The organism is Thalassorhabdomicrobium marinisediminis (assembly GCF_003072065.1).
Lineage (GTDB): Bacteria > Pseudomonadota > Alphaproteobacteria > Rhodobacterales > Rhodobacteraceae > Octadecabacter > Octadecabacter marinisediminis.
The window spans coordinates 71,724-92,292 of the sequence record NZ_QCYG01000004.1 but is presented as its reverse complement, the minus strand read 5'-3'; the positions used below and the strand labels follow the sequence as shown (position 1 = coordinate 92,292).

The following is a 20,569-nucleotide window of genomic DNA, read 5'->3' as shown; positions in this document are numbered from 1 at the left end:
TATAGCCGGTCTTCTCGAGTATTTTCAGTGCCTTATGCCAAACTTGGCAATACTCTTCCGTAATCGCATTCGGGCTTTTGGCGCTGCAGGGTCATCTAAGAACCCCGCCCGAGGGGGGTCCGCTCCGCCCGAAATTGATACGTGCGCTCGGGCGGAGGACTTTGTTGGTGCCGGTCGTTTGCGCGGTCGCACCCGTGATCCGAGTTCTACGAGTTATTGGTCAAGGAACGATCGCAAACGGCGCGACCGGCTTGGGTGCTTCAACTTGCGCAGGGCTTTCGCTTCGATCTGGCGAATCCGTTCCCGCGTGACGCTGAATTGCTGACCCACCTCTTCAAGGGTGTGGTCGGTGTTCATGCCGATGCCGAAGCGCATCCGCAGCACACGCTCTTCCCGCGGGGTGAGCGAGGCGAGGACCCGGGTCGTGGTTTCCTTTAGATTCTCCTGAATGGCGGAATCCAGCGGCAGGACCGCGTTCTTGTCCTCAATGAAATCGCCAAGCTGGCTGTCTTCCTCATCGCCGATGGGCGTCTCAAGCGAGATTGGTTCTTTGGCGATTTTCATCACCTTGCGGACCTTTTCCAGCGGCATCTGCAACTTGGCGGCCAGCTCTTCCGGGGTCGGCTCACGGCCGATTTCGTGCAGCATCTGGCGGCCGGTGCGCACCAGCTTGTTGATCGTCTCGATCATGTGGACCGGAATCCGGATCGTGCGGGCCTGATCCGCGATGGAACGCGTGATCGCCTGCCGGATCCACCAGGTCGCATAGGTCGAGAACTTGTAGCCACGGCGGTATTCGAATTTGTCCACGGCCTTCATCAGACCGATGTTGCCTTCCTGAATGAGATCAAGGAATTGCAGGCCGCGGTTGGTGTATTTCTTAGCGATGGAAATCACCAGACGCAGGTTCGCCTCGACCATTTCCTTCTTGGCCTGACGGGCCTCTTTCTCACCCTTTTGAACCTGCTGCACGATGCGGCGGAATTCGGGAATGTCGACGCCGACGTATTGCCCCACCTGCGCCATTTCCGCCCGCAGGTCTTCGATTTTTCCGGTGGACCGTTCGATCAGCGCCTGCCAGCCGCGGCCGGACTTTTCGCCCATTTCTTCCAGCCAGTTGGGGTCAAGCTCGCGCCCCTTGTAGGCTTCGACAAACTCACGGCGGTTGATACGGGCTTGGTCGGCAAGCTTCACCATATTGCTGTCGATCTGCATGATCCGGCGGTTGATGCCGTAAAGCTGGTCGATCAGCGCTTCGATCCGGTTGTTGTGCAGGTGCAGCGAATTCACCAGCTCAACAATCTCGGAGCGCAGCTTTTGATACTTCTTTTCTTCCTTGTCGGAGAAGGACCCATCCTCGTTCAGGGTCGCGGACATGCGCGCGTCCTGCATCTCGCTCAGCTTGGCAAAGTCCCGCGCGATCAGGTCGAGCGTATCGAGAACCTGCGGCTTGAGCTGCGCTTCCATCGCGGCAAGCGACAGGTTTGCGGCGTCTTCCTCGTCGTCGTCATCGTCCTTGGTGATCGGGTTGCCATCCGCGTCAAGCTCTTGCTTGTCTTCGGTCTTTTCCGCAGTGCCCGCGGCGGCGACGACATTCTCGGTCTCGGTTTCCTCGTTCAGCTGGTCGCCGAAGGTGGTTTCAAGGTCGATCACGTCGCGCAGTAGAATGTCTTCCGACAGAAGTTCGTCGCGCCAGATGGTGATGGCCTGGAACGTCAGAGGGCTTTCGCACAGCCCCAGAATCATCGTGTTGCGGCCCGCTTCGATGCGCTTGGCGATGGCGATCTCACCCTCGCGCGAAAGGAGCTCAACACTGCCCATTTCGCGCAGATACATGCGCACCGGGTCGTCGGTGCGGTCGAGCTTTTCGCTTTCGGCGCCGCCCAGCGTCACCTCGCGCCCACCGGCGACGGTGGCAACCTCCTTGCCCTTGCCGTCGTCCTCAACCTCTTCGGATTCTTCTTCCTCGGTGACCTGGATGCCCATCTCGTTGAGCATCGACATCACGTCCTCGATCTGGTCCGAGCTGACCTGATCGGGCGGCAGAACCGCGTTGAGTTGATCGTAGGTGATGGTGCCACGCTCACGCGCCTCGGCGATCATTTTCTTGACCGCCGCCTGGCTCATGTCGAGCGAATGGGCCCCGTCAGCATCTGCGCGGCGATCGTCGGTGTCTTTAGCGGCCATCTGTCTTCCCTTTGACTACCCCGTGCAGCGCCGAATCGGACGGCACGTGATTCGCTGTAATTCGGCTGTCGTCGAATCAATCAATGTGTTGAGTGATTCGCAATGGTTCAGCCGCTTGTTTCTTTGGGCTGTTGCCAGCCCGTTGCATCTGTTTAGAGCTTCATCTAGTGACCGCGACCACCTTTGGCAAAGTCGATCTTGCCCAAAAGTGTGTCAAAGGCGCTGCGCTCTTCCTTCTTGATCCGGGCGCCGTTGTTGCTGGTGTCGTATTCGGCGCTGTCGTCGTCATCCTGCCGTCCGGCGTTGTTCATCGCCGCGATCGACTGGGCCAGCCGTGCGGTGAGGCGTTCGTCAGCCATGTCCGAGGACAATTCCGCAATGGCGTCTTCCACTTCATGGGCGTGACCGCGACGGGCCGTCAGCTTGGCGAATTCCTCAATCAGACACATCCGCGCCAGATCGCCGTTGTCGGGCCTGCGCACGGCAGGTGTGATCGCCACGTGGGCCTGCGCGAAGAGCTTTTCAAGGGGCGCGGTGCCGATATCCTCGGCCAGTCGCGTCTCAAGCCCGTCCCCGCTGTCGTGGCGCAACAGGGCTGCGCAAATGGCGCTGTTGTCCGCGCCCGAACAGCGCATCCGCTCAAGCGCTGAGTAGAAATCATCCAAAATCAGCGGGTTGCGGATCAGGACGGCTAAAATAACAGCTTCACGCAGATGATCTTCCGAGACGTCGGACGCCACAAGCAGTGAGGTTTTCGTGCTGGCCAACGCGGTGGGTTTCGCCCCTTTCGGCACCCATTGGGGCCTGGGCCCGCCGAAGCCGCCGCCGCCCCCCGCGCCGGAGCGCCGGGACTGTCCGAACAGCTCCCACCTCAGATCCTTGATCGCCTGCCCGTAATGGCTGCGGATCGACGGGTCCTTGATCTGCGAGATCTTCTCGCGCAGCGCCTTGTCCAGCGCGGCGCGGCGTTCAGGGCTGTCAAACACCCGGCCCTCGACCTCGCGCTGCCACAAAAGCTGCACCATCGGCACGGCACCTTCGATCCGCTCGCGCAGGGCGGCGGATCCGGCGGACTTCAACAGATCGTCCGGGTCCTGCCCCTCGGGCATCATCGCAAAGCGCACCGATTGGCCCGCCTCCAGCAGCGGCAAAGCCAGATCGATCACCCGCATGGCGGCTTTCTGGCCTGCCGCATCCCCGTCGAGCATGATCACCGGCTCTGCGGCCGCCCGCCACATCATCTGCAGCTGCGTGTCGGTCACCGCCGTACCCAAGGGGGCCACCGCCGCCTCGAACCCCGCCTCGCTCAGCGCGATTACGTCCATGTAACCCTCGGCCACCACAAGGGGCTGGCCCTTGCCCGCCGCTTCGCGCGCGGGCTTGAGGTTAAACAGGTTGCGCCCCTTGTCGAAGAGTTCCGTTTCCGGAGAGTTCAGATATTTCGCGTTGTCGTCCGGGTCCATTGCCCGCCCGCCAAAAGCAATGGCCCGCCCGCGCGCGTCGCGGATCGGGAACATGATCCGGTGCCGGAAAGTGTCATAAGGCTTACGGCCCTGCTGGCTGGCTTTGGCGAGGCCCGCGCCAAGGATCAGATTCTCCGCCACGCCCTTGCCGGTCAGGTGGTCCCACAGGTTCTGCCATCCCGGCGGGGCAAGGCCGATTTCCCACCGGTCGAGTGCGCCGGCATCGAGCCCGCGCCCCGCAAGATAGGACCGCGCCTCGGCCCCTGCCCCGGTCTTCAACTGCAGCCGGAAGAACTGCACCGCCATCTCCATAACCTCGGCCAGCTGTGTGCGCCGGTCGGCCTTCTGCTGCGCTTGCGGGTCACGCTTGGGCAGGGTCATCCCCGCCTCTCCGGCAAGGATTTCGACGGCTTCCATGAAGCCCACATTCTCGGTCTCGCGCACGAAAGAGATTGCGTCGCCCTTGGCGTGACAGCCAAAGCAATAGTAATAGCCCTTGCGGTCATCGACATGGAAACTGGCGGATTTTTCCTGATGGAAGGGGCACGGCGCCCAAAGGTCGCCCTTGCCCTGATTGGATTTCCGCTGATCCCACATGACCTTTCGGCCCACGACCTGCCCGATGGACAGCCGGTTGCGAAGCTCGTCTAGGAATCCCGGTGGAAGTGACATGGCTCTTATATCGGGGCTGGTCGGGCCAGAGTCCAGCTAGCCTTTGGTCTGCGGCGCGGCGGGGGTGATCTGCGCCTTCGCCCGCGCCTCGCGCCAGGTGATGAAACTGACCGATCCCATAATCACCGCACCGCCCAGCACGACCCAGCCATCAACGGCTTCGGAAAAGACCACCGCCCCCAGCAGCACCGCCCAGATGAGCTGCAGGAAGGTCACCGGCTGGGTCACGGTCAGCGGCGCCGCCGTGAAGGCCAGCGTCATCGAATAATGCCCCGCCGTGGCGAAACAGGCGACGAGGAACAGCCAACCGAGGTTTTCAAGGCTCACCGGCACCCAGACAGCCCAAGCGAAGGGGGCCAGCCCGATGGTCACGGTGATCGACAACATGCCCACGACCACCGCCGCGCTGACCTCTCCGCTAAGTTGCTTGGCGATCAGGTAGCCGGTGGCGAACAACAGCGCCGTGGCCAGCATGGCGATGTGGCCCGGGTCGATCTCACGGAAGCCGGGGCGCAGGATGATCACGGCCCCCACCAGCGCGGCCACCACCGCCGCGAGACGGCGCGGCGGCAGCGGCTCTTTCAGCAACAGCGCCGCCCCCAGCGTCACATAGACCGGCGAGAGGTAGTTCATCGCCGTCACATCGGCGAGGGGGATCCGCATCATGGCATAGAACCACAGGATCACGCCCAGGGTATGCGCCAGCCCACGCCCTGCGAACAGCTTCAACTGGCGCGAGGTCAGCCGCGCAGCGAGGATCGGCCGGATCATCGGCAGCAGAAACACCAGCCCCAGCAGATACCGAAGAAACGCACCTTGGGCGGCGGGCACATCCGAGCCTACGTGCTTCACGATCGCGGTCACGGCGACGAAATTCAGGCCCGTCACGATCATCCAGATCACGCCGGCAAGGGGTCGGTTCTGCTCTGCCATGGCGGCAGACAACGCTGCTAGTGGCTAAAGATCAAGCCCAAAGCGATGGCCCACATGACGCAGCCGATCAGCCCCTCAAGCACGCGCCACGACAGGGGCCGCGCCATCACCGGCGCCAGAAGCCGCGCACCGTAGCCAAGGGCGAAGAAGAACGTGAAGGACGAACTCACGGCCCCCGCCCAGAACGCCCCTTCGGCGCCCGCGAAGCGCGTGGCAACCGAGCCGATCAACAGCACCGTATCAAGATAGACATGGGGGTTCAGCCAGGTAATAGCGAGGCATGTCAGAACCGCCGCCCGCCGCGACACCCCGGCCCCCCGCGCGGGATCCAGCGCCGCGCCGCCGCGCCACGCGCGCCAGAAACTGATCGCGCCATAGGCGAACAGGAACGCCGCGCCCAGCCAGACCATCACCGGCGCCAGCGCGGGCAGGACATCGGTCAACGCCGCAAAGCCGAAGACACCCACGCTGATCAACACCGCATCGGAGAGCGCACAGACCAGAACCACGGGCAGCACATGTTCGCGCCGCAACCCCTGTTTGAGCACAAAGGCGTTCTGCGCCCCGATGGCGAGGATCAGCGAAAACGCCACGCCGAAACCATTGAGAAAGGCCGTCAGCATGACGCAAAGCCCCTTATCTTTGCTTCAGAAATATCCCCGCCGGAGGCGCAGCTCACCGGCTGGCACGCCCGCAAAGACCGAACGCCCGCCCGCGACGGCTCACCCCTCGCTTTCGGCGTAGGCCTGCATCACCTCGTCGGGGGCATCCAGATTGGTCGTGACCGTCTGCACGTCATCGTCATCCTCAAGCGCATCGACCAGCCGCATGACCTTTTCGAGCCCTTCCAGATCCACTTCAGACTGGATGTTCGGCTGCCAGATCAACTTGGCGCTCTCGCTCTCGCCGAGTTCCGCTTCCAGCGCGTTGGACACCTCGTGCAGGTCGGTGTCAGCACAGATGATCACATGGCCGTCGTCGGAACTTTCGCAGTCCTCGGCCCCCGCTTCGATCGCCGCCATCATCACCGTATCCGCATCGCCCGCGTCGGCGGGATAGATGATTTGCCCCTTGCGGTCGAACATGAAACCGACGCTTCCAGTCTCACCCAGATTGCCCCCGGCCTTGGAGAACGTGGACCGCACGGTCGAAGCGGTGCGGTTCTTGTTGTCGGTCATCGTCTCGACGATCACCGCCACGCCGCCGGGCGCATAGCCTTCATAGCGGATCTCGTCATAATCCTCCGCATCGCCGCCCATCGCCTTCTTGATCGCCCGTTCGATGTTGTCCTTGGGCATCGACTGCCCCTTGGCTTCCTTCACCGCCAGACGCAGCCGCGGGTTCTTGTCGGGGTCCGGATCGCCCATCTTGGCCGCGATGGTGATTTCCTTGCTCAGCTTGCTGAACAGCTTGCCGCGCAACTTGTCCTGACGCCCCTTGCGGTGCTGGATGTTTGCCCACTTGGAATGGCCGGCCATGGGTCGCCTCCTGTTGATCGCTATGTGAATTTGCGCTCTCTATAAGGCACAGAGGGCCGCGCCCGCAATCCCGCCTGCATCGCAGCCTTTCCTTTGCGCCGCCGCGCCCTTACCGTTCACCCGGGTCCACCTTCATCTGACCCCTAAACTCCCGCCGGAGGCACCCTGCCGTTGAAACCCTTCCTGATCCTGCAATTGCGCCCTGAGGACGAGGCCAGCGATGACGAATACGCGGCCTTCTTGCGCTTCGGCGGGCTTGAGGCGTCTCGGACGCTGCGCATCCGCCTCGACCGCGATCCGCTGCCCGAGCTGCGCCTGTCGGACTTCGCCGGCACCATCGTCGGCGGCGGGCCCGGCTGCGTGTCCGACGCCCCGGCCGACAAGACCGCGACCGACGCCCGCGCCGAAGCCGCCTGCCTGTCGCTGATGCCGCAGATCACCGAGGGCGATCTGCCCTTTCTGGGCTGTTGCTACGGGATCGGCATTCTGGGCCACCATCTGGGCGCGGAAGTCTCGAAAGCACGCTTCGGCGAACCGGTGAGTGCTGCGCGCTGCACCGTGACCGACGCCGGCCGCGCCGACCCTTTGCTCGCTGACCTGCCGCCGGCGTTCGATGCCTTCGTTGGCCACAAGGAAGCGCTGCAAAACCTGCCACGGGGGGCCACGCACCTGCTCGCCGGTGAAGCGTGCCCGTTCCAGATGATCCGCTATGGCGCGAACGTCTACGCCACGCAGTTCCACCCTGAGGCGGACGGCGACGGCTTCGCCACGCGCATCCGCATCTATCGCAACAAGGGATATTTCCCGCCCGATGACGCTGCGGCCCTGACGGAAATGGTGCGGGCCGCGGATGTGACGACACCGCCGCAGATCCTGCGCAATTTCGTCGCGCGCTACGGGACCTAAACGACGGGACCTAGAGCGGCCAGATCAGGGGAATCACCGCCGAGGCGATCAGCCCGACGCTGAGGTTGAGTGGCACGCCCACCTTGAGGAAGTCGTTGAACTTGTAGCCCCCCGGCCCGTAAACCAGCGTGTTCGTCTGATAGCCGATGGGCGTGGCGAAACTGGCCGAGGCAGCGACCATCACGGCGACCACCAGCGGGCGCGGATCGACGCCCAGTGCCTGCGCCAGACCGATGGCAATGGGCGTGACAACCACCGCCACTGCGTTGTTGCTGACCAGTTCCGTCAGCACCGAGGTCAGAAGGTAGATCGCCCAGAGGATCAGGAAGGGCGGCAACACAGCCAGCGCGGGGGCGGCGGCCTCGACGATCAGCGTCACCGCGCCCGAGGCCTGCAGCGCCGCGCCAATGGCCAGCATCGAAAAAATCAACGCCAGCAGGCGGCCGTCGATGAAGGAGAACGCCTCATCCGCGTCGATGCACCGGGTGACCAGCACTGTCGCGACCGCAAGGACCGACAGCAGAAAGATCGGCGCCACACCAAAAGCCGCGAGTCCCACGATCCCCAGAAGCGCGCCCACGGCAATGGGCGTATGCGACCGGCGGAAGGCCCGCGCCGAGGGGTGCGAGACATCGACAAGGTCCATGTCGGCCGCCAGACGCTGGATGTCCTCGGCCGAGCCTTCCAGCAACAGGGTATCCCCGATTCGCACCACAAGGTTGTCGAGTTGCCGACCAATGTTCTGGTTCCGGCGGTGCACCGCCAGAACGTAAACCCCGTAACGGCGGCGCAGTCGCATGGAGCCCAGGGTGCGACCGACCATGCGGCAGCCCGGGGTGATCAACACTTCGACCGTCTGGGTTTCGACCGCCGAAAGCTGATCAACGCGGCGCAACTCCTTGTTGGCCTGAAGGGAGAGCAGTTCGGTCATAGCGGTGCGCAGCACCACGCGGTCGCCCACGGCCAGTTCGACCCCTTCGAGATTGCGACGCAGGGAGTCGTCCCCGCGCACCACGTCGATCAACCGCACGCCTTCGCGTTTGAACAATTGCACGCCGGTCACCTCGCGCCCGATCAGGTTGCTGTCAGGGGGGATCACCGCCTCGGTGAAGAACCGCATCTTGCTGCGGTCGCTGAGCAGGTTGGCCATGCTGTCGCGGTCCGGCAACAGCCGTGGCGCGATCACGGCGAGATAGAACATGCCCCAGGCGACGATCACCAGCCCCAACGGCGTCACCTCGAAAATTGTGAACGGGGCCAGCCCCTCGGCGCGGGCCACGCCATCCACCAGCAGGTTGGTCGAGGTGCCGATCAGCGTCAGCGTGCCGCCCAGAATGGCGCCGTAGGACAGCGGAATCAGCAGTTTGGAGGCCGAGACGCCCATGATCTTGGCCATCTGTACGAAGATCGGGATCATCACCACGACCACCGGAGTGTTCGACACGATGGCAGACGCCAGCACCACGAAGCCCATCAGCGCCGCCAGCGCCATGAACGGGCGATCCTTGGCGTTGCGTTCGGCCAGCGCCGTCAGGCTTTCCAGCGCGCCAGTGCGCACCAGCGCGCCCATGACGATGAACATGGCCGCGATGGTCCACGGCGCCGGGTTGGACAGGACCGCCAGCGCCTGATCATAGGGCAGCACGCCCGAGATCAGCAACAAGGCCACACCGGCGATGGCGACCACCTCGGTCGGGTAGGTTTCGCGCAGGAACATCACGAACATGATGCCCACGACGGTCAGCGTCAGGATCGCCTGCCCGTTTTGCGATATCCCGAGAAGTTCAACCAAGGTCTGCCCCTGTGTCTGGTTCAATGCAGTGTCGCGTGCCGCGGGTCCGCGTGCAAGCGGCGCGTGCGCATCCTGTGGGGTGGATCGACAGCTTAGACCGGTCCCTGCTGGCTGAGCCGACCGCCTTGCCGCACCGGTTCCACACGCGTGGCGCGGCCTGTGCGATCGTCGGTCTCGACGTAAAGACCCGACAGCGTGGCCTCGCCCTTCGCGGGTTCGAACCGCGCCTTGGGCATGCCGGTGATGAAACGGCGCAGGGGTTCCTCTTTCTGCATGCCGATGACGGAATCGTAGTCACCGCACATGCCCGCGTCGGACTGGAACGCCGTGCCGCGCTCAAGGATCATCGTGTCGGCGGTGGGCACATGGGTGTGGGTGCCGACGACGACGCTGGCCCGCCCGTCGCAGAAATGGCCCATCGCCATCTTCTCGGACGTGGCTTCACAGTGCACGTCGATCAGACTGGCGTTCACCGTGCCGCCCATGGGATGGGCGCGCAGCACCGCATCCACTGCAGAGAAGGGATCGTCGAAGGCGCGTTTCATGAAGACCTGACCCAGCACCTGTGCCACCAGCACCTTGCGGCCGCGGGTCGCCTCGAACACGCGGGCCCCCTTACCCGGCGCGGCCTTGGAAAAGTTCAGCGGCCGGATGATGCGCGGCTCGGCCTCGCAGAATTGCAGCATGTCCTTCTGGTCGAAGGCGTGATCGCCCAAAGTGAGCACATCGGCGCCCGCGTCCAGCAGCGCCTTGGCATGGGCGGCGGTCAGCCCCGCGCCGTTGCTTGCATTCTCGCCGTTGACCACCACGAAATCGAGCGCCCAATCGGCGCGCAGCCGGGTCAGCCGGTCGATGATTGCCGTGCGACCGGCGCGGCCCATGACATCGCCAAGAAAGAGTAGTTTCATGAGGGCCGGTAGATCAAGCAGCGGCCTCTGTTGCAAGGGTGGAAATGGGGGCCAGCCCCCGTCCTGCGGACTCCCCCGAGGTATTTTTGAACCAAAGAAGGCTTAGGACGGCTCGATCACGCCCTGTTCCGTCACGATCAGGTCAAGCGGCTGGTCGGTGGGCTCGAGCGGCAGATCGGGCATTTCCTGTGCCGCATAGGCAAACCCCACGGCGAGGGTCGGCTTCTGCGCGCGGAGCTGTTCGAGCGTGCGATCATAGAAACCGCCGCCATAGCCCAGCCGCCCGCCCGCGCGGGAGAAAGCCAAGAGCGGCACGATGAGAATCTCCGGCGTGATCCATGCGCCCTTGGCAGGCACCTGCGCACCAAAAGGGCCGTCCTGCATGGCGCAATCGGGGGTCCATTCGCGGAACCGCAAGGGTTTGCCCTTGCCGACGATGATGGGCATGCAGACGGGCCCGTGGGCGGCAGCCTCGGCCATGGCGGGGGTGGGGTCGATTTCGGTGCGCATCTGCGCGTAGCCCGACAGCGGCACGCCGCGATAGCCCGCAAGAACCGAGGACAGATGCCCCGCATGGGACCCCGCCCCGTCATGGGCCGCGGCACGGGCGGCGAAGGCCGCCTGCCGCGCGGCGGCTTTGCGTTCGGATATGGTCATAGCAAGATCACCGCTGCGAGCCCCAGAAATGCGAAAAAACCGACAACATCTGTCACTGTGGTCACAAATGCGCCCGAGGCAAGCGCGGGATCGACGCCCAACCGTTCAAGAACGACAGGAATGGCGGTGCCGGCCAGTCCGGCCACCACCAGATTGATCACCATCGCCAGCGCGATCACCAGCCCGAGCAACGGCTGCCCGAACCACAGATACCCCACCAGCCCCATGACGACCGCGAAGGCCATGCCATTGATCAACCCGACAAGAACCTCGCGCCGGATCACCCGCCAGACGTTCGCCCCTGTGAGGTCGCGCGTGGCAATCGAGCGCACAGCCACGGTGAGCGATTGTGTCCCCGCGTTGCCCCCCATGGAGGCCACGATGGGCATCAGCACCGCCAGCGCCACAAGGGCCGCGATCACGTCTTCGAACAGGGAAATCACCATTGAGGCGAGAATGGCGGTGACCAGATTTACCGCCAGCCAGGGAAACCGCCGCCGGGTGGTGGCCATGACCCGGTCGGTCAGGCTCGATTCCTCGTCCACGCCGGCCAGACGCAGGATGTCTTCTTCATGCTCTTCGTCGAGCACGATCATCGCATCGTCGATGGTGATGACGCCGACAAGGCGCTCGTCCTCATCCACCACGGGCGCGGAAATCAGGTGATACTGATTGAACGCATAGGCCACGTCGGCCTCGTCCTGATCGACGCGGAAGGTGCGGAAGCTGTCTTCCATCAGCTCGGTCAGATGGATCGAGCGCGGCGTGCCCAGCAGCCGCCCCAGCGTCACATAGCCCACAGGCTTCATACGCGGGTCCACAAGGATCACGTGGTAGAATTGCTCGGGCAGATCGTCGCTCGCGCGCAGGTAGTCGATCGCCTCGCCCACGGTCCAGTGCGACGGTGCGCGCACCACCTCCATCTGCATCAGACGGCCGGCGGATTCGTCCGGATAGGCCAGCGCCTTTTCGACCACCAGCCGGTCGCCCGCCGCCAGCGCGTCCAGCACCTGATCCTGCTGGTCGCGGTCCAGATCCTCGACCAGATCGACCACGTCGTCGGATTCCAGATCGCGCACCGCTTCGGCCAGCTCACGCGGGCCAAGCCGGTCAATCACCTCTTCGCGCAGATCGTCGCCCAGCTCGGACAGGATTTCGCCATCCATTCCGCCCGTCCACAGCGCCAGCAGCCCGTTCCGGTCGCGTTGGTCGATCTGCTCAAGAAGGTCGGCGATGTCGGCGGCGTGCAGGGGCGACAGCAGCGCGGCAAGGGCCGCCCCGTCACGCGCATCAACCGCCTCGATGACCTGCGCCACCAGATTGCGCGGCAAGCCTTCGTCGTCTTCCTCGACCTGTGTCGCCTGTTCAGCCATAATCGCTATCCCTTGCTGCATCGCAACATAACGCGGCGCGAAGCGCCCTCAAGTCCGATCGCGGTTTTAGTGATTTACCAGTCCGGTGCCCTTGGCTATGCATGCGGGATGACTGAAAAACTTTTGCTTGGCCAGACTTTGCGGTTTGGCGCCGACCCGTTTGAGACCGCCGTGGATGACGCGGCGATTGTCAGCAGCCGTGGGGCTGTTCTTGTGCAAGACGGGCGCATCGCCGCCGTGGGGGAGGCAGACGACCTGCGCGCCCGCCATCCCCAGGCCGAGGTTGTCGATCACGGCCGCCACCTGATCACCGCCGGCTTCGTTGACGCCCATATGCACTACCCGCAGACGGCGATGATCGCGTCCTGGGGGCTGCGGCTTATCGACTGGCTGAACACCTACACCTTCCCCGAAGAGATGCGTTTTGCCGATCCCGACTATGCCCGGACGATCGCCGACCGCACCCTTGATCTGGCGCTGGCCCATGGGACGACGACGCTGACCAGCTTCTGCACGATCCATCCCGAAAGCGTGGAGGCCTATTTCGGCGCGGCGGCCGCGCGCAACATGGCCGTGGTCGGCGGCAAGACCTGCATGGACCGCAACGCGCCGGACGGGCTGCGTGACACGGTGCAGGCAGCCTATGACCAGTCCAAGGCGCTCTTGCAGAAATGGCAGGGCACGGGCCGCGCGACCTATGCGATCACGCCGCGCTTTTCGCCCACCTCGACGCCGGACCAGCTTGCAGCGCTGGGTGCGCTTTGGGCCGAACATCCCGATGCGCTCATGCAGACCCACCTGAGCGAACAGGTCGATGAGATCGCCTGGGTGCGCGATCTGTTCCCGCAGGCCCGCGACTACCTTGATACCTATGAGCAATTCGGCCTGCTGGGCGAACGCGGCCTTTACGGCCATTCGATCCATCTGGAACCGCGCGAGATCGATCGGCTGGCCGAGGTGAACGGCGCGTTGATCCACTGCCCGACCTCGAACACCTTCATCGGCTCGGGCCTGTTCGACACGACCGGGCTCAAGGCGCGGGGCATCCGCTGCGGGCTGGCGACGGACACCGGTGGTGGCTCGTCCTTCTCGATGTTGCGGACCATGGCCGCCGCCTATGAGGTCGGCCAGTTGCGGGGCACTGCGCTGCATCCTGCGCAGCTGATGTGGCTGGCGACGGAAGGCTCGGCGCAGGCGTTGCACATGGGCGGGCAGATCGGGTCGCTGTCCGTGGGGGCGATGGCGGATATCACGGTGCTCGACCTCGCCTCGACCCCGGCCATCGCCCAGCGTGAGGCCGAGGCCGACACCCTGTGGGAGGCCCTGTTCCCGACCATCATGATGGGCGACGACCGCGCTGTGGCGCAAGTTTATGTGGCCGGGGAGGCCGCGCGCCCCTAGCAGCCGCGCCCCAGCATCAACACCCAATACGTGCCGCTGCGGCCCAACCCGAACTCGGTCGCAGCGGGCAGCAGGATGTTGCGCCGGTGGCCGGCTGACGCCATCCATTCGGCCATGACCTCGGCTTCGGACCGCTGTCCCGCGGCGATGTTCTCGGCCGCGACACACCCATAGCCCGCGGCGCGGGCGCGATCGGTGAAGGTGGCCCCGTTCGGGCTTCGGTGCGAGAAAAAGCCCCCCGTCGCCATGTCCTGCGCATGGGCCTGTGCGGCCCGCGTCAGACGAGAGTCTTCGGTCACGGCGCCGCGCCCCTGCGCCGTTCGTGCCGCGTTCAACATGGCCACGAAGGCGCCCGCGGGCACCGCTGTCGCCGGGGCGGCCCCGCCCCCGGTGGACACCGACTCGCCCCCGGGCTGACAGGCCATCAGCGCGAGCATGGCAAACCCTGCAAGGTATTTCATCGCGCCCCTCCTCCGACAGGCAGACGTTACAACTTGTCCTGCAACCCTCGCACCAACTGGCTCTGCCGCACAAGAGCACGCTCAAGGTCGAAGCTGGTCACCCGGTGATCGGTGACGATCCGCCGCCCCTCAACAAACAGATCCCGCACCCGCGTGGGACCGGCCAGCAACAGCGCCGCCGGATCCCAGGATCCTGCGTTTTCAACGGCGCGGGTCGTGTCCCAAATGGCAATATCCGCACGTTTGCCCGGGGCGATCTGGCCGCAATCGTCGCGGCCCAGCACCTCGGCCCCGCCCCGGGTCGCGATCTCCAACGCCTCGCGCGCGGACATGGCGTCAGCCCCGCGCGCGACGCGCTGCAACAGCATCGCCTGTCGTGCCTCGCCGATCAGTGACCCCATATCGTTCGACGCCGACCCGTCAACGCCCAGCCCCACGGGCACGCCCGCATCCCGCATTTCGCGCACCGGCGCGATCCCCGAGCCAAGACGGCAATTGGAACAGGGGCAATGGGCCACGCCGGTGCGTGACCGGGCGAAAAGGTCAATCTCTTGCCCGTCCAGTTTGACGCAGTGGGCGTGCCACACGTCCGGACCGGTCCAACCCAGATCCTCGGCATATTGGCCCGGACGGCAGCCGAATGTCGCAAGCGAATAGGCGACATCCTCGCCATTTTCGGCCAGATGGGTGTGCAGCATGACCCCTTTGTCCCGCGCCAGAAGAGCCGCGTCGCGCATCAGATCACGGCTGACCGAGAACGGGGAACAGGGCGCGACGCCAACCCGCACCATGGCCCCCTCGGATGCATCGTGGAAGGCGTCGATCACGCGGATGCAATCCTCAAGAATGCCAGCCTCAGCCTCGACCAGCGCATCCGGCGGCAAGCCGCCGTCGCTCTCGCCGATGCTCATGGCCCCGCGCGTGGGATGAAACCGCAGGCCGACCTCGCCCGCTGCGGCAATCGTGTCGTCCAGCCGCGCGCCGTTGGGGTAAAGATACAAATGGTCCGAGGTCATTGTGCAGCCCGAAAGCGCCAGTTCTGCCAGCCCCACCTGGGCCGAGACGAACATCTCCTCCGGCCCGAAGCGGGCCCAGATCGGGTAAAGTCTTTGCAGCCAGCCAAACAACAGCGCGTCCTGCGCCCCGGGCACCGCGCGCGTCAAGGTCTGGTAAAGGTGATGATGGGTGTTCACCAAGCCCGGTGTCACCACGCACCCGGAGGCGTCGACGATCTGCGCACCGCCGATTTCCAGCCCCGCACCCACCGCGACGATCACTCCGTTTCGCAGATGCACATCGGCGCCTGCAAGTTCGCGGCGCGTCTCGTCCATGGTCACCACGGACAGGGCATTGCGGATCAGAATATCGGACATGGGCACTCCTTTTGATGCCGTTCGTTCAAAAGGGGCCGCCAGAACGGGAAAGGACGCGGTAGAACCACCGTAGCGGCGCACACCCCTTCGGTTCAACCCTTCTCTGGTTCAAAAATACCTATAGTGTGAGAGGGATCGAGAACCGACACCGCCCAACTCTGCGCACCAGCCCGCGCCCCCCCGATCAAACGGCCGAAAGGATGTCCAGGGCCTGCGCGTGTAAATCTTCTGTCGCTGCGGCCAGCACGCGGCCCCCTTCATGGGCCGGGCGCCCCTGCCAATCGGTGACGCGCCCGCCGGCGGCTTCGATTACCGCGATGGGGGCCTGCACGTCATAGGCGCTCAACCCCGCTTCGACGACCAGATCCACGTGGCCTGCCGCCAAAAGCGCGTAGGCGTAGCAATCCATGCCATAGCGGGCAAGCTGGCACCGGCGCGCGACGCGGCGGAACCCCTCACCCTCCGCCTCGGTCCCGACCTCCGGAAAGGTCGTGAGGATCGTTGCCTCATCCAGCCGCGCCACGCCCGACACCGCAAGCGGCACCGTGCCCCGCGGGCCGGTCATTTCTGACAGACCAAAGCCCCCCTCGAACCGCTCACCAACGTAGGGCTGGTCGATCAGGCCGAAGAGCGGCCCACCGGCGTTGCGCACAGAGATCAACACCCCCCAAGTTGGCGTGCCGCTGATGAAGGCGCGGGTGCCGTCAATCGGGTCCAGTACCCATTGCATTCCCGACGTGCCCCCGGTCTCGCCGTATTCCTCACCCAGAATCGCATCGTCGGGCCGCAGCCGGGCAAGCACGTCGCGCATTGCACGCTCCGCGCCCCGGTCAGCCTCGGTCACCGGGTCAAACCCGGCCAGATCCTTGTTGTCAGAGACAAGCGCCGTGCGAAACAGCGGCAGGATGGCGGCGCGGGCCGCGTCCGCCATGGCATGGGCGCAGCGGCGCAGCGCGACCTGCTCGGTGCTGTCGGGCATTTCCGTCGTAAAGCTCATCTACCGCATCCTCTGGCCGCAATTGGCCCTGCGGTAGCGTTGCGCCGGTGCGAAGGTCAAGCTGCAAAACGCCGCCGCCCCTATCGCCCCTGTTGCCCAACGCCCGGCGGCCCCTGTCAGGCGGCTTCGCTGAGCACGCGGGCCAGATCGAACAGACGTCGGCGCTGGTTCTCGGGGATGGCGTAATAGGACCGCAGCAAATCCAGCGCTTCCTTGTCGGAAAGGATATCGCTGGGCATCGAGGTTCCGTCCCCCTCGATCAACGCGGCATCGAGTCCCTCGAAAAAGAACGACACGTCAACCCCCAGCGCATGGGCAATATCCCACAAACGCGACGCGCTGACCCGGTTCATGCCGGTTTCGTATTTCTGGATCTGCTGAAACTTGATCCCCACCTGATCGGCCAGTTGTTGCTGCGTCGTGCCGCTGATCCAGCGACGGTGACGGATACGTTTGCCCACATGGACGTCGACGGGGTGTTTCATATTCTATTCCTGTTATTTGCCCGAACCCGGTTGCCCGGATTGTTCGGGGGCCTTCATAGTCGCAGGTCGCCCTGCGTTGTTTGCTATCAAACGATGTACCCCTAAACACGCAAGGGTTGCATGGGTTCCCCTGTCCTTTAGGACAGGTTCCGCCGCGCGCGACCTGTCGAAAGGGTCAGGTCAACCGCGCGATTGCGCTGGGGCGCGGCATCTTTTAGACTTCTCTGGCAACGCATCTATACGAAAAATCAAGGTTAATTCAGCTTATGACGACCATGCGGGCCTTCCGGGTTCCCTCCGACGGGGCCACCCCGTCCCTGTCAGAGGTTGCGCGCCCCTCACCCGCCCAAGGCGAAGTCCTGATCGGGATTGAGGCGTGCGGCCTCAACTTCGCCGACCTGCTGATGGCGAAGGGAACCTATCAGGACACGCCAGCCGCACCCTTCACCCTTGGCATGGAGGTTTGCGGCACGGTTCTCGAGCAAGGACCGGGCGTCACCTCCCCCGCCGTGGGGGCCCGCGTGGCCGTGTTTGGCGGTCAGGGCGGTCTGGCGGAGGCCGGCGTCTTTCCAGCAGCCCTGTGCCGCCCTGTGCCCGCCACCATGACCGCGCCACAGGCTGCAGGATTTCAGGTCGCTTATGGCACATCGCACCTTGCCCTGACCCGCCGCGCACGGTTGCAACCGGGTGAAACCTTGCTGGCGCTGGGTGCGGCGGGCGGTGTCGGGCTCACCGCGGTCGAGATCGGCAAAGCTTTGGGCGCAACTGTGATCGCCGTGGCCCGCGGTGAGGCGAAATGCGCCGTGGCACGGGCCGCCGGAGCGGATCATGTTTTCGACGCTAACGCTGACCTCACGGCGGAGGTCCGCGCCTTGGGCGGGGCGGATGTCGTTTATGACCCGGTGGGCGGCGCGGCCTTCACCGCCGCCCTGCGTGCCACCAACCGCGAAGGCCGCATCCTGAGCATCGGCTTTGCGAGCGGAGAGGTGCCGCAGATCCCGGCGAACCACCTGCTGGTCAAGAACATCTCGGTTATCGGGTTTTACTGGGGCGGCTACCTGTCGTTCAACCCGACCGCGCTGGCTGACAGCATGGGCGCGCTTTTCGCGATGTTCGAGGCGGGCCAGCTGCGGCCCCATGTCAGCCACGTGCTGCCTCTGGATCAAGCCGCCGCGGCGCTGGAGCTTCTGCGCAGCCGGCAAAGCACCGGCAAGGTCGTCGTCACCCCCTAGGCCCGAAGGCGCGGCGCGTCGGACACCGACCATTGCGACATATAGGCGTGTCGGATCATGTCGCGCAGCGCGGCCAGCACGGGGTCGTCGCGATCCTGCATGTACAGAACGATCTGACTTTTCCCCGGGTCCGGCAGCGCGCCTTCGTGGGGCACCGGCGCCGTATGCTGGGGATAGACCCCCTTGATCAGCGCATGCACCGCCAGATCCGCCGTCACCACGGCCTCCACCGCGCTGTCGTATTCCGATTCCACGACCATCTGCCAATCGAACCCGGCCTCGTCCATCCGCTTGAGCACACCGGACCGGAAGATGCAGTTCTTGCAAAAGGCCACCGGCAACGGACGGTTGCGCCACGCCGTGCCGCCCACGGCCCCGACCCAGACCAGCGGCAGGGTCACAAGAGAGATGCCCCCCGGCCCGGGCTGGTCCTCGGTCGTGAGGATGGCGTCACACTCGCCACGCCCGAACTTCTCGCGCAGGCGTTTGCTGGGGTGGGACACGAGGTTGATCTGCACGCGGGGGAAATCGGCGGCGAAGCGGCGGAGCACCTGTGGGATATAAGGATGGATGATGTCATGGGGCACACCCAGCGTGATATCTCCCTCATATTCCTGCGCGGTGAGCCGCGACAGCGCCTCATCGTTGAGCGCCAGCATCCGCCGCGCATAGCTCAGCAATTGCTCGCCCTCGGCCGTGACCCCGATCTGCCGCGCGCTCCGGTCCAGCAAAGACGCATCAAGGCTCTCTTCCAGCCGCTTGAGCTGCATCGACACCGCCGATTGCGTCAGGTTCAGCACCCCCGCCGCCTTGGTGACCCCGCCCATGTCCGCCACGGTGACGAAAGACCGCAGCGCCGTCATATCCAGATTTCGCGACATATCACCATCCCTGATAGGTTATCTAAAAATCATTCATTTTACTAATGCCGCACCCGGCGCCATACATCAAGACATGAAATATGAATGATCCCTTACATCACGGAAGGACACGTAATGAGCCATACAGTCTCACCCCCCGTCACACGAAGACGCATAGGCCGTCTGACCCCATCGCTGGCCACCTACCTCGCCGTCTGGAAGCAACGTCGGGTGCTTGCGGATCTGGACGACGACCGGCTGCGGGATTTGGGCCTGACGCCGGCGCAAGCCGCCCGCGAGGCCGCGCGCCCGTTCTGGGATCTGTCCTGACACAGCCTGTACGAAACCGCACAAATTCAGCCCTATACCCGCCCGGTTGCTATTGAAAATCGGGGCAGACATGCCAATATCGGACCCAAGGAAGGTATGGCGCGTCCACCGTGGCGCGTCGCATCTGTTCAGACAACAATATCACCCTTGGAGGGACCAAATGGCTGACTATAGAAACCCGCAGATGACAGCGGCTGCTGGCGTCCGCACGGCAGCGATCGACGAAGGGCTGCGCGCCCACATGAACAAGGTTTACGGGCTGATGTCCGGCGGCCTGTTCCTTACGTTCCTTGCCGCCTGGGCCATCGGCTCGATGACGGTTTCGACCATCCCGACGGAATACCAGATCGGCGCGAACCAGTACCTCACCGACCTGGGGGCGACACTCTATCTTAGCCCGCTCAAATGGGTGCTGATGTTCCTGCCGCTCGCCATGGTGTTTCTGTTCGGCGCGATGATCAACCGTATCTCCGCCGCCGGCGCTCAGCTGTTCTTCTACACCTTCGCGGCCGCCATGGGCGTGTCGATCTCCTGGATCTTCGTGGCCTTCACCGGCACATCCATCGCGCAGGTCTTCCTGATCACCTCGATCGCCTTCGCGGGCCTGTCGCTCTGGGGCTACACCACAAAACGTGACATCTCCGGCTGGGGCAGCTTCCTGATCATGGGCGTGATCGGTCTGATCGTGGCCTCCATCGTCAACATCTGGCTGCAGTCGGATGCGCTTGGCTGGGCCGTGTCGATCATCGGCCTGTTGATCTTCGCGGGCCTGACCGCCTATGACACCCAGCGCATCAAGGGCGAATATGTGGCCCATGCGGCGCATGGCGATCAGGAATGGCTGGCGAAATCCGCGATCATGGGCTCGTTGAGCCTCTACATCAACTTCATCAACATGTTCATGTTCCTGCTGCAAATGCTCGGCAGCCGCGAATAAAGCCGGACCATCCGCATTCCAAAGGGTCGCCTTCGGGCGGCCCTTTTTCGTTCAGCCCCATCTTTGTTTTAGAAATATCCCGGGGGAGTCGCGCAAGCGACGGGGGCAGCGCCCCCTCCTTCCT

19 protein-coding genes are annotated in these 20,569 nt (G+C 64.3%); 5 read left to right on the top strand and 14 right to left on the bottom strand.

The genetic code is table 11. The features are described 5' to 3' along the window. Positions 1–213: 213 nt before the first annotated feature. The 5 genes from rpoD to DC363_RS06885 all read right to left on the bottom strand — a co-directional run bounded on the left by rpoD (position 214) and on the right by DC363_RS06885 (position 6,733). Positions 214–2,187 carry an RNA polymerase sigma factor RpoD gene (rpoD, locus tag DC363_RS06905; RefSeq protein ID WP_108640403.1) on the bottom strand — a complete coding sequence of 658 codons (1,974 nt, stop codon included), beginning with the start codon at positions 2,185–2,187 and terminating at the stop codon, positions 214–216. Positions 2,188–2,351: 164 nt separating this feature from the next. Next, positions 2,352–4,322, bottom strand: a complete 1,971-nt coding sequence (gene dnaG, locus DC363_RS06900) for a DNA primase (protein ID WP_108640402.1) — start codon at positions 4,320–4,322, stop codon at positions 2,352–2,354. 36 nt (positions 4,323–4,358) lie between these two features. Continuing rightward, positions 4,359–5,255 carry a DMT family transporter gene (locus DC363_RS06895; RefSeq protein WP_108640401.1) on the bottom strand — a complete coding sequence of 299 codons (897 nt, stop codon included), beginning with the start codon at positions 5,253–5,255 and terminating at the stop codon, positions 4,359–4,361. A gap of 17 nt (positions 5,256–5,272) precedes the next feature. Next, positions 5,273–5,878: a LysE/ArgO family amino acid transporter gene (locus tag DC363_RS06890; RefSeq protein ID WP_196778389.1), complete on the bottom strand. Its 606-nt coding sequence runs from the start codon at positions 5,876–5,878 to the stop codon at positions 5,273–5,275. Positions 5,879–5,977: 99 nt separating this feature from the next. Next, positions 5,978–6,733 carry a YebC/PmpR family DNA-binding transcriptional regulator gene (locus DC363_RS06885; protein WP_108640400.1) on the bottom strand — a complete coding sequence of 252 codons (756 nt, stop codon included), beginning with the start codon at positions 6,731–6,733 and terminating at the stop codon, positions 5,978–5,980. Positions 6,734–6,904: 171 nt separating this feature from the next. On the opposite strand from DC363_RS06885, the gene DC363_RS06880 reads away from it, so the two are divergent. Then, on the top strand, positions 6,905–7,639 hold the full coding sequence (locus DC363_RS06880; RefSeq protein ID WP_108640399.1) for a glutamine amidotransferase: 735 nt from the start codon (positions 6,905–6,907) through the stop codon (positions 7,637–7,639). A gap of 10 nt (positions 7,640–7,649) precedes the next feature. Here the strand turns inward: DC363_RS06880 and DC363_RS06875 are convergent, their stop codons facing one another. The 4 genes from DC363_RS06875 to mgtE form a co-directional block, all read right to left on the bottom strand. Continuing rightward, positions 7,650–9,431 (bottom strand): SLC13 family permease, encoded by a 1,782-nt coding sequence (locus tag DC363_RS06875; protein ID WP_108640398.1) that lies wholly within the window; start codon positions 9,429–9,431, stop codon positions 7,650–7,652. Between the two features lie 92 nt (positions 9,432–9,523). Further along, entirely contained in the window at positions 9,524–10,339 is an 816-nt protein-coding gene (locus DC363_RS06870; RefSeq protein ID WP_108640397.1) for a TIGR00282 family metallophosphoesterase, read from the bottom strand. 102 nt (positions 10,340–10,441) lie between these two features. Then, complete coding sequence (locus DC363_RS06865; RefSeq protein WP_108640396.1) at positions 10,442–10,996, bottom strand: 5-formyltetrahydrofolate cyclo-ligase; 555 nt, start codon at positions 10,994–10,996, stop codon at positions 10,442–10,444. Continuing rightward, positions 10,993–12,369, bottom strand: coding sequence for a magnesium transporter (gene mgtE / locus DC363_RS06860; protein WP_108640395.1), 1,377 nt, complete (start codon positions 12,367–12,369; stop codon positions 10,993–10,995). The genes DC363_RS06865 and mgtE overlap by 4 nt, the downstream gene beginning before the upstream one ends. A 108-nt stretch (positions 12,370–12,477) precedes the next feature. On the opposite strand from mgtE, the gene guaD reads away from it, so the two are divergent. Then, complete coding sequence (guaD, locus tag DC363_RS06855; RefSeq protein ID WP_108640394.1) at positions 12,478–13,770, top strand: guanine deaminase; 1,293 nt, start codon at positions 12,478–12,480, stop codon at positions 13,768–13,770. Here guaD and DC363_RS06850 read toward each other — a convergent pair. The 4 genes from DC363_RS06850 to DC363_RS06835 form a co-directional block, all read right to left on the bottom strand. Further along, positions 13,767–14,231, bottom strand: a complete 465-nt coding sequence (locus DC363_RS06850; protein WP_108640393.1) for a CAP domain-containing protein — start codon at positions 14,229–14,231, stop codon at positions 13,767–13,769. The genes guaD and DC363_RS06850 overlap by 4 nt on opposite strands. A gap of 26 nt (positions 14,232–14,257) precedes the next feature. Next, positions 14,258–15,604: an 8-oxoguanine deaminase gene (locus DC363_RS06845; RefSeq protein WP_108640392.1), complete on the bottom strand. Its 1,347-nt coding sequence runs from the start codon at positions 15,602–15,604 to the stop codon at positions 14,258–14,260. A 184-nt stretch (positions 15,605–15,788) separates the two neighbouring features. Then, positions 15,789–16,601 (bottom strand): histidinol-phosphatase, encoded by an 813-nt coding sequence (gene hisN / locus DC363_RS06840; protein WP_241962947.1) that lies wholly within the window; start codon positions 16,599–16,601, stop codon positions 15,789–15,791. A gap of 116 nt (positions 16,602–16,717) precedes the next feature. Then, complete coding sequence (locus DC363_RS06835) at positions 16,718–17,086, bottom strand: helix-turn-helix domain-containing protein (protein WP_108640391.1); 369 nt, start codon at positions 17,084–17,086, stop codon at positions 16,718–16,720. Positions 17,087–17,361: 275 nt separating this feature from the next. Here DC363_RS06835 and DC363_RS06830 point away from each other — a divergent pair, with 275 nt between their 5' ends. Continuing rightward, entirely contained in the window at positions 17,362–18,318 is a 957-nt protein-coding gene (locus tag DC363_RS06830; protein ID WP_108640640.1) for an NADPH:quinone oxidoreductase family protein, read from the top strand. On the opposite strand, the gene DC363_RS06825 is transcribed toward DC363_RS06830, so the two are convergent. After that, on the bottom strand, positions 18,315–19,199 hold the full coding sequence (locus DC363_RS06825; RefSeq protein ID WP_108640390.1) for a LysR family transcriptional regulator: 885 nt from the start codon (positions 19,197–19,199) through the stop codon (positions 18,315–18,317). The two genes, DC363_RS06830 and DC363_RS06825, sit on opposite strands and share 4 nt — an antisense overlap. A 114-nt stretch (positions 19,200–19,313) precedes the next feature. Here DC363_RS06825 and DC363_RS06820 point away from each other — a divergent pair, with 114 nt between their 5' ends. After that, positions 19,314–19,508, top strand: coding sequence for a YjiS-like domain-containing protein (locus DC363_RS06820; protein WP_108640389.1), 195 nt, complete (start codon positions 19,314–19,316; stop codon positions 19,506–19,508). Between the two features lie 160 nt (positions 19,509–19,668). Next, positions 19,669–20,445, top strand: coding sequence for a Bax inhibitor-1/YccA family protein (locus DC363_RS06815; RefSeq protein WP_108640388.1), 777 nt, complete (start codon positions 19,669–19,671; stop codon positions 20,443–20,445). Positions 20,446–20,569: the final 124 nt, after the last annotated feature.